The 9,361-nt window shown below is 39.8% G+C and carries 7 protein-coding genes; 4 read left to right on the top strand and 3 right to left on the bottom strand.

What is annotated here, in order from left to right; genetic code table 11:
- Window positions 1–208 precede the first annotated feature (208 nt).
- From glyQ to H6G18_RS24150, 3 genes are all read left to right on the top strand, one after another.
- Window positions 209–1,093 (top strand): glycine--tRNA ligase subunit alpha, encoded by an 885-nt coding sequence (gene glyQ / locus H6G18_RS24160; protein ID WP_190409627.1) that lies wholly within the window; start codon window positions 209–211, stop codon window positions 1,091–1,093.
- Between the two features lie 119 nt (window positions 1,094–1,212).
- Window positions 1,213–1,698 (top strand): DUF4079 domain-containing protein, encoded by a 486-nt coding sequence (locus tag H6G18_RS24155; RefSeq protein ID WP_190409626.1) that lies wholly within the window; start codon window positions 1,213–1,215, stop codon window positions 1,696–1,698.
- Between the two features lie 125 nt (window positions 1,699–1,823).
- Entirely contained in the window at window positions 1,824–4,172 is a 2,349-nt protein-coding gene (locus tag H6G18_RS24150) for a ComEC/Rec2 family competence protein (protein ID WP_242040458.1), read from the top strand.
- A gap of 26 nt (window positions 4,173–4,198) precedes the next feature.
- Here H6G18_RS24150 and H6G18_RS24145 read toward each other — a convergent pair whose 3' ends face one another.
- Window positions 4,199–5,149: an ROK family protein gene (locus H6G18_RS24145; RefSeq protein WP_190409624.1), complete on the bottom strand. Its 951-nt coding sequence runs from the start codon at window positions 5,147–5,149 to the stop codon at window positions 4,199–4,201.
- 1,100 nt (window positions 5,150–6,249) lie between these two features.
- Between H6G18_RS24145 and H6G18_RS24140 the strand changes: the two genes are divergently transcribed.
- Window positions 6,250–7,227 (top strand): sucrase ferredoxin, encoded by a 978-nt coding sequence (locus tag H6G18_RS24140; RefSeq protein ID WP_190409623.1) that lies wholly within the window; start codon window positions 6,250–6,252, stop codon window positions 7,225–7,227.
- Window positions 7,228–7,318: 91 nt separating this feature from the next.
- Here H6G18_RS24140 and H6G18_RS24135 read toward each other — a convergent pair whose 3' ends face one another.
- Window positions 7,319–8,296, bottom strand: a complete 978-nt coding sequence (locus H6G18_RS24135) for an SDR family NAD(P)-dependent oxidoreductase (RefSeq protein WP_190409622.1) — start codon at window positions 8,294–8,296, stop codon at window positions 7,319–7,321.
- A 78-nt stretch (window positions 8,297–8,374) separates the two neighbouring features.
- Entirely contained in the window at window positions 8,375–9,190 is an 816-nt protein-coding gene (locus H6G18_RS24130) for a DUF1838 domain-containing protein (protein WP_190409621.1), read from the bottom strand.
- Window positions 9,191–9,361 lie beyond the last annotated feature (171 nt).

Below are 9,361 nucleotides of genomic sequence, written 5' to 3'. Positions count from 1 at the left end.
TATTTTCAAGGTTCGGCTCCCTCTGAACCGTCGCTTTTCGGCGTCCGTCTCTCAGGCACTTATCCAATATATCTACCCTTTCTTCCTTTGTCAACTCTTTTCCAAAAGAAATTTTGGAACCACTTTTTCCTCTCCTCCCATCTCCCCACACATAGCCTTTTCAGGCAACAATGGTGTAGAAATTTTGCTGACTAAGGGAGGGTAGAGGATGAATTTTCAATCTGTAATAGCTACGTTGCATCAGTTCTGGGCTGAACGGGGTTGTTTGATTGCCCAGCCTTATGATATCGAGAAGGGTGCAGGAACGAAAAATCCCCATACATTTTTAAGGGCGTTGGGGCCGGAACCTTGGGCTGTTGCTTATGTTGAACCTTGTCGTCGTCCTACAGATGGGCGTTATGGAGAGAATCCTAATCGTTTCCAACATTATTATCAGTACCAAGTTTTGATTAAGCCTTCTCCAGATAATATTCAGGATATTTATCTTGATTCGTTGCGGGCTTTGGGTGTTCGTCCAGAAGACCATGATATTCGGTTTGTGGAAGATAACTGGGAAGATGCGACGGTGGGTGCTTGGGGTACTGGTTGGGAAGTGTGGTTAGATGGGATGGAAATTACTCAGTTTACTTACTTCCAGCAGTGTGGAGGTATTGATTGCCGTCCGGTGTCAATTGAGATTACTTATGGTTTAGAACGATTGGCGATGTATCTGCAAGAGGTGGAGGCTATTACTAAGATTCATTGGACGGACGAGATTACTTATGGTGATGTTTTCTTACAAAATGAGATTGAGCAGAGTACATATAACTTTGAAGCGTCTAATCCTGAGTTGCTGCTGACATTGTTTAATTTGTATGAGCAGGAAGCTACTCAGTTAACGGAGAAGGGTTTGGTTTTACCCAGTTTGGATTACGTGATGAAGTGTTCGCACACTTTCAATTTACTGGATGCTAGAGGGGTGATTTCTGTAACTGAACGCACTCGCTACATTGCTAGGATTCGTCATTTGGCGCGGAAGGTGGCTAATTTATATGTTGAACAAAGAGAGAAGTTAGGTTTCCCCTTGCTGAAAATAGCTTCAATTGTACAGTAGAAACTGGTAGTAGAAACTGGTGCTTAATATTTCTTAAAACTTGGTAAGATTTCTTAACCCTTCTTGTTTTTAGGAGGGTTGTTATTTTTATCCGATAAATGTTTTGAGGTGTCTGGGTAATGGTGAATTGGAGTGAAGTTCTAGAACCTATAGCAGCTTGGTTTCGTTCTTTGGGTGTTCCTGATGTGATTGTACATTGGGGACATCCTTTGATGATGGCGATTGTGATTTTTATTCTGGGTAGTTATGTTGCTTGGGCTGGTTGGCGGGGTAAGCTGCTGGAGGAGACAGATAAGGATGGGGCGATTAAGAATCGAATTGCTCATCGACAACTAGCGCCTTTGCTGTTTTTATTTTTGGCTGGTGGTTATACAGGTGGAGTGCTGTCTTTGGTTATGCAGCATAAACCACTATTTGAAAGTCCTCACTTTTGGACTGGTTCCCTGGTGTTGTTACTGTTGCTTATCAATGGCGGAATTTCTTTGAGTGGGTTTGGTGGAGATAAAAAAGTTTTACGGGCGGTTCATGCTTATTTAGGGAGTGTGGCGATCGCTATTTTATTTGTCCATGCTGTACTAGGCTTTAATTTGGGTATTTCTCTGTGATCTGGTGATACAACATCTATAATGTGAAGCCCGCACAAGCGGGCTTTGTTTGTATAAACTTCATGGACTATACTTCACGAGAAGTATTAAGAAAATTGCCCTCAGGTGCTTTTGCAAGAAGTCGTATGATTCAAACCAGTGGTGTAATTATCTGCCTTGGCTACATTTTAGGATTGTTATTTACAGCAGTTCCTGGGGGCGGAGTATGGATTTTAGTCTTAGGGATTGTGTGTGCAGTCTTTTTTAGAAGGGGTGCAAAATCACGAAGGCTTCCACAGAAATCAGAAACTGGTAAAAACCAAGTTGATGTAGCGTCTAGCAATTTACAAGTTACGAGCCTTCCACAAGTTTGGTTAATTGCTGGTTTGATCGGGTTGTTGGCAAGTTTTTATCTCCAATGGCGTGTACCTCAACCGACGGTATCGGATATTAGCCAATTTGTGCCGTCAGAAGGTAGCAATCAAGAACAGTTAGTGATTGTGCGCGGGAAAATAGCTAGTAATCCTCGGTTGACTCGCAGTCAGAGGGGACAATTTTGGTTGCAAGTATCTCAATTAGACGAAGTTAAAAATCAAAAAGATACGAAAGAAACGCAGAAAGGGGCGGCGGGTAAGTTATATGTGACGGTGCCAATACTTAAGGCTACTGGGTTACATCCTGGACAAGAGATTGCAGTGACGGGGATTTTGTATAAGCCTAAGCCTGCATCAAATCCTGGTGCTTTTGACTTTCAAAAGTTTCTTCAGCAGGAAGGGGCATTTGCTGGTTTGAGTGGAAGACAGATTAATATTTTGGATGAGGAACAGCGATGGGGATGGTGGCAAATTCGAGAAAAGATTGTGCGCTCGCACGTGCGTGGGTTAGATATACCAGAAGGGCCTCTTGTCAGTGCAATGGTGTTGGGTGGCAAAGCTGTTGATTTACCTTACGATATCCGTGATTTGTTTGTACAAGCAGGATTAGCCCATGCTTTGGCTGCTTCTGGTTTTCAAACATCGTTGATTTTGAGTGTGATATTACAGTTAACGAGGCGAGCAAAAAAGGCGACTCAAGTAACCTTGGGTGCGTTGGGTTTGATAATTTTTCTCAGTTTAACTGGATTTCAGCCATCTGTACTCAGGGCTGTAATTATGGGTTTTGCTGCTTTGGTGGGTTTAGCGTTAAATCGGAAGGTGAAACAGTTGGGTTCACTGTTATTAGCCGCAACCCTATTATTAGTCTTTAATCCTTTATGGATTTGGGATTTAGGTTTTCAGTTGAGTTTTTTAGCGACGCTGGGTTTAGTTGTGACAGTCCCGGCAATTACTCAACGCTTGAATTGGGTTCCATCTGCGATCGCTTCTTTAATTTCTGTTCCCTTGGCTGCTACAATCTGGACTCTACCTGTACAACTTTTTGTGTTTGGGGTTGTGCCTGCTTATAGTTTGCTGTTGAATATTATTACTACACCGTTAATTTCTATTATTAGTATTGGTGGAATTATTAGCGCTATCTTTGCGTTAATCTTACCAGAAGCTGGCAGTGCTGTAGCTATATTTCTGCACTATCCCAGTGATTTATTGATTAAGTTAGTAGAATTTTTTAGCCAGTTACCAGGAAATTCCCTGGTTCTGGGGAGTATCTCAACTTGGCAGTTATTAGCAATCTATGGACTGATTTTGCTAGTTTGGTTAGTCAATTGGTGGCAAAAACGCTGGTGGTTTGCAGGTTTAATTACTTTTAGCTTGGTGCTATTTCCAGCTTGGCATTCTGCAAGTACATTATCGCGGATAACGGTATTGGAAGCTGGGGCTGAACCTGTTGTGATTGTCCAAGATAGAGGTACGGTGACTCTAATTAATAGTGGTGATGAAGGTACAGGGCGCTATACAATTTTACCATTTTTACAGCAGCAAGGTGTGAACCGAATTGATTGGGCGATCGCTACTGATTTTCAACGTAATAATAATGATGCTTGGTTAGAAATTCTACAACGTCTGCAAATTAAAAATTTTTACGCCTACGCTACCAATAAAAAAAATTCGCTGACAGATCAAGCAATTCCTCAACTATTGCAACAACAACAGGGAATTTATCAACTTTTACCTGTTGGGCAAACCATCAATCTTGGTTCTACAGTAGCGCAATTAATCAACGAACAACCGATGATGCAGTTGCAAGTTTTAGGACAAAGTTGGTTATTGGTTGGGGATGTAGAACCTAAAGAAGTGGAAAGAATTATGAAAGCTGGGGGTTGGCCTAGTCCTCAGGTGTTGTGGTGTAATGCTGAGTCTTTGAAAGATTTGGTAATGATGCTAAAACCACAGATGGCGATCGCTTCTTCTGGTAGTGTTGATAGTAAAATCTTAGCTGAACTTAGTAAGACAGCAACTAAAGTGTTTGTCACAGCCCAAGATGGGGCGATTCAATGGACACCTAATAGTGAATTTGAGTCGTTTACTCAGGTGAGTGAAAGTAAATCTTCTGTTTTGTAAGATTTGATGTTTTCTCGCATAGTTTCTCAGAGATTTTCGGCTAAAGCTACAGCACCCCATAATGGTGCGTCGTCTCCTAATGTGGCGGGGACGATTTCAAATAATACTTCTGGTAATGCTGTTTTTTTTGCCGTATTTTGTAATGTATTCCACCATGTTTCACCAGCTTTGGTAACGCTACCACCTAAAATAAAACGCTGGGGGTTAATTAGATTAGCTACGTTACCGATACCTACACCCAAAGCCCAAGCAGATTTTTGCAAAACTTCTTCAGCTAGATTATCACCTTGTTTCGCTGCTTCACTGATTATCTGACCTGTGAGGGAGTTTAAATTATTTCCTACTAATTTTCTGAGTACCTCACCGCCTCGATATTCTTGCTGGCTTTGTAAAATTTCCTTGGCATTTTGCGCCATGTAAGGGCCTGATGTGAAACGTTCCACACACCCTCGCTTACTACACAAACATATAGGCCCAGTGGGATCTACAACTATGTGTCCAATCTCACCAGCCATCCCACCTGCACCCCGCCAAGATTGACCGTTGAGTATCCAACCACCACCCACCCCAGTACTGATGGTAATGTAAAATAAGCTATTGTATCCCTGACCTGCACCAAAGTGGTATTCACCTAAAGCTGCAACGTTGGCATCGTTATCTACACTGGTAGGCACGCCAAATTCTTTTTCCAGTAAGTCTTTCAGAGGAATATTTTCCCAGCCAGAGACATGATGAGATAGTCTGACAGTTCCAGTGCTTGCGTCTACAGGGCCGCCGAAGCTAACACCAATGGCGGAAGGAGATGTACCTTGGAGTAGGGAATGAATGAGCGATCGCATGATTTCCAAGTCTGTCTTAGCATCACCATCAATTGGAGAAAAGCACCGTTCATAGCGCAACCATTCCCTAGAACCGGAATTTACCAATGCTGCTGCTAACTTCGTTCCGCCAAAATCAAGCGCTAAGGTTAATGTCATTGTCTTTCCATTAGAAACCAGTACCAGGTTAAGTCTAAAATACCACCAGGAAATTTTTGCTTTTCTATAAGTTTGACCTATATGTAAATTATTCCATCTATTGATAATAATTATAGATTAGCTTACTCTTTTAGTTAAGCTAAAACACAGGCTTATTGAGATATAAATAGCTATGAAACTTGTGTAGTCAACTGTTTAGCCATTCAGAAATCCAGAATTCATCGTCAATAATAATAAAAACTTGCATTTATTCTTACTTTAGGTTAGATTCAATATAGGTAAGTATCTAAGTAATTGCTCCTCAACGCTCACATTTCAAAAAATAAGCGTAAACTTAATCCCTAGATGATTAAGTCTAAACTTTATAAAAAGTGCAGTTTTTGGATATGTTGCCTGTAATTCACGCTGTTAAATCATAGGCAAACCAAATTTAAATAATAGATTTTTAATTAAATTTTAGGTTGCTAAATATGGGATGGTTAATAATGTGCCTTCTCCGACTATGAGCTTATTTATATTTTTATTTTTATATTGACAAAAATTTGCAATAATAGCGATTTTTGTTTATGCTCGATTTAGTCCTTGGAGAGAAAAGTCGAAAGATGATTTTGTCATCAACGGATTATGTCTAGATGATAAGAGTAAACATAAAAATATTGATGGTATCAGTAAGTACCTAAAATATTCTGGGAATTCACTGATAAGAAAAATGTTTAATTTTTATATTTTTTTTATCATTAATTACATCTTTTTCTTAAATGTAACAAAATTGCTTTCTTAGTTAAAAATACTGATGTTTTTGCTGCTGAATATGACAATTTAATCGAAATTTTAGTCCATGAATGCTAACTCAAAGTACAGACAAGCTCAACATTCAGACTATTTGACCGGATATGACCAAAAAATTATTGATATTTTATATAGAATTATTCTTAATAGGGAGGACGCTGACAGAAAATAATGTTATAAAGTGGCTACCTGGAGTTAGCCAGTAAATAGAAATAATTGCTTTTAAGTTTGTGAGATGGGAAACTTGTAGCCCGGAACGCAATCATATTTTTGTCACTTTATCCATGAGAAAAGTCAATTAATATAGACCAATGAGTAACTTTTTTTGTTCGGATCATACACGACAAGTAGGGGAAGATATTATTGGTAGCGCTACTGATTACCAAACCTATGTTCTTGTTGAGTGTCCTCAACCCTGGTTAGCAAACGCTTTTAGTTCTAAGTGGGTTCCGAATAATTTACAGCTTTTGGTGGAAGAAGTATATAAAGCTAAATTACCGATCAGATTTCTTTTAATTGCTAATGATTTTACCTATAAAGCAGAGTCTACAACGCTTTTAATTTATCAAAAACAAGAAGGTTTAAGTGGTGGATACGTTAAACACGAGTTTAAACTTTCACATATTGGAGAAGTAGCTGCTGTAGTGAAAAAATGGCTATGGGGTAAACGACCAGATTTTAAAATAGAAACGGATATAACTAGAGATATTTTAGTTTGTACCCACGGCAGCTATGATAAGTGTTGTGCTAGATATGGTAATTCTTTTTATTTCCATGCTCAAGCTACTATCTCTGATTTAAAGTTGGAAAATGTGCGAATTTGGCAATCAACACACATTGGTGGACATCGCTTCGCACCCACCGCTATAGATTTACCAGAAGGTAGATATTATGGACTTTTAGATCAGGATTCTTTTCTTTCAATATTAAAGCGCAGTGGAGATATTCAAAATTTGAGAAAAGTTTATAGAGGTTGGGGAATTTTACCGCCTGCTATTCAAGTTTTGGAGAGAGATATAATGTTAAATCATGGATGGAACTGGTTTAAATATAAAGTTTCAGGCAAGATTATAGAGCAAAGTTTAGATAACAATACAATGTTGGGAGAGCTAAGTTTTGAACAAGGAGCTAATTCTTTGTACACATATCAAGCTAAGTTGATTAAAGATCATACTAGAACTATCAATGTGAAAAGTTCATGTAATGCTAATCAAACTTCAATTGTCGTTAAATATGCTGTAGCCAACCTCTGGTTAGTTGCTGATAATGTATTGGCTCTGAGTAAGTAGAATTATGGCATTTTGTATTGTCAGAAGTTCTCATCTACTAGTCGCAATGCAGCACAATGACCCTAAATCTACAACAATTGCTGGTAAAGTATTAAATCTTGGGTGATTTAAGTAAACTTAGTAATAGTAGTGACCAAGGTACTTTCAGATCAGGTATGAGCCATGAATACTCTCTCAATCCGGGTAAAGCCATTGGTATGAGAAAACGTAGAGAGCGTAGCGACACTGGTAAATTACCATCCTGATCTACAAGACCGTATTGTTTAGCTAATTCCGCAACGATTTGTACACGTCCTGTACGATGAATCACGTTTGGCTCAGAAGCCAGTTTAGCTATAACCCTTCCTGTAAGTAAGGGAGTTTCCCAATTATAACGCCCGGCGATCGCGGAAGTTTTTCCATCAGTGATATTTTCCTCTGCCATTTGTGAAGCGAGACGGGAAAATAGTTCAGTCCCAACGATACCCGGCCAGATAGATACAGATGTGACATTATAAGGCTGTAACTCCACAGACATATCAGCAGCTAGGCGATCGCATCCGGCTTTACCTGCACCATAAGCCGCACCAAATAGATAAGACATCCCCCCCCAAGAGGAAATTGTACAAATCAGTCCTTGCTTACGTTTAGCCATCATTTGAGCAGCATAAACACTTGCAATATAATGGCTACGCAAACCAACATTGTTACAAGCATCCCAAAGACTCAGATCGCAATTCCAAAAGGGTTTTCCCTGAGAATTTGTTAATGCTTGGACTCCTGAGTAAGCATTATTGACCAACAAGTCAAGCTGTCCATTTTGCTCATTTTGGATACGTTCAAAGAGTAAACGCACCTGCTCATCATTGCTATGGTCTACTTGTACAGGAATACAAACCCCGCCTGCGTCCTCAACGGCTGCTTTCGTGTCATTAAGACTACCTGAGACATCATCACTGGAGTTACTATTGAGTCTCCGTCCGGTAATGTAGACGATTGCACCAGCTTCACCTAGTCCAACAGCAATTCCTTTACCTAGACCCCTTGTAGCACCTGTGACTAATGCCACTTTCCCTTCAAGATATTTCATAATCATTGGTTTAGCCTACTTGATTACTTAATTAAACTTGAAGAAGGTTACTTGAGCGACACTCACAGGTATCAGGTTTCAAACTTCTTCGGCTGCGGGAAGGGGAAAGATTTCACCAGCTAGGTAAGAATGAAAATGCTTTTGGAAGTATAGCCAAGATGTCATATCTTCGCCATCGGAAAAGGCTTTTGGGGCTTGTTTATATAAGGGAATGCGAGTATTAATTTCATTTTGCAGTAATTCGGGTAATTCTGTGACACCGTTAACTTTACTGCCAAAAGCACTATAGATGAGATTACCAGTGCGATCGCCCATTTTCATCCAAGGCAACCATTGTCCAATTCTATCCCAACTGAGTCTTAATTGAGACACTTCAGGAAGTTCTGCGTTGAATAAGTCTGCGGTTGGGACTGTGATTTTAAATAATTCTGCTGCTTGATAAATTGGATAGGGACTATATTCGGCAAATTTTGCATCTTCTGCTAGGGGATTGGGATATGTGGGAAAAATATCAAAGACAAAAGTTGTCGTGTCTCCTTCTACTTGAGCTGGGAATTTGCCTTTAAAATGTCCTTGTACGGGATTATTAGCAACGTGAAGAACTGCTACTGTTTCACCCGTCCAAGGATTTTCCCATTTACTTAAAATCTCGTCATTTTCTGGGTTTAAGTAATATGTTAGTTCCCTAGATGTAAAATCCCAGCCACCATCATCTGTAGGAAGACATCGGCTGACGCTGACTCCGACCATTTTAAATAGCAGTTTTCTTTTTTCCCCTGGAATCAAGGCGTAGATTTTACCTGTCCATGTGAGGAATGTAGATTGATTAGGGTCAAGGGAAGAGCGAGTCTTTACCCAATGCTGGGCATCTAATTCTTGGATCTTGGCAACCATAAACTTGTTTAACCACTAAATTTACAGCATTTTTTAGGTGAATGAAGTATACCACTCTAACCCCGGCGTTGCTGAATCACAATATGAATTATGCGATCGCCATATTCTCAGGGGGGCAAAGCCTCGGCATTGGAATACAACGATGTTTAAGATAATAAACTAACAATCTAA

The organism is Anabaena subtropica FACHB-260 (genome assembly GCF_014697105.1).
Taxonomy (GTDB): Bacteria; Cyanobacteriota; Cyanobacteriia; order Cyanobacteriales; family Nostocaceae; genus Trichormus; species Trichormus subtropicus.
This window is presented reverse-complemented; position numbering and strand designations above follow the sequence as displayed.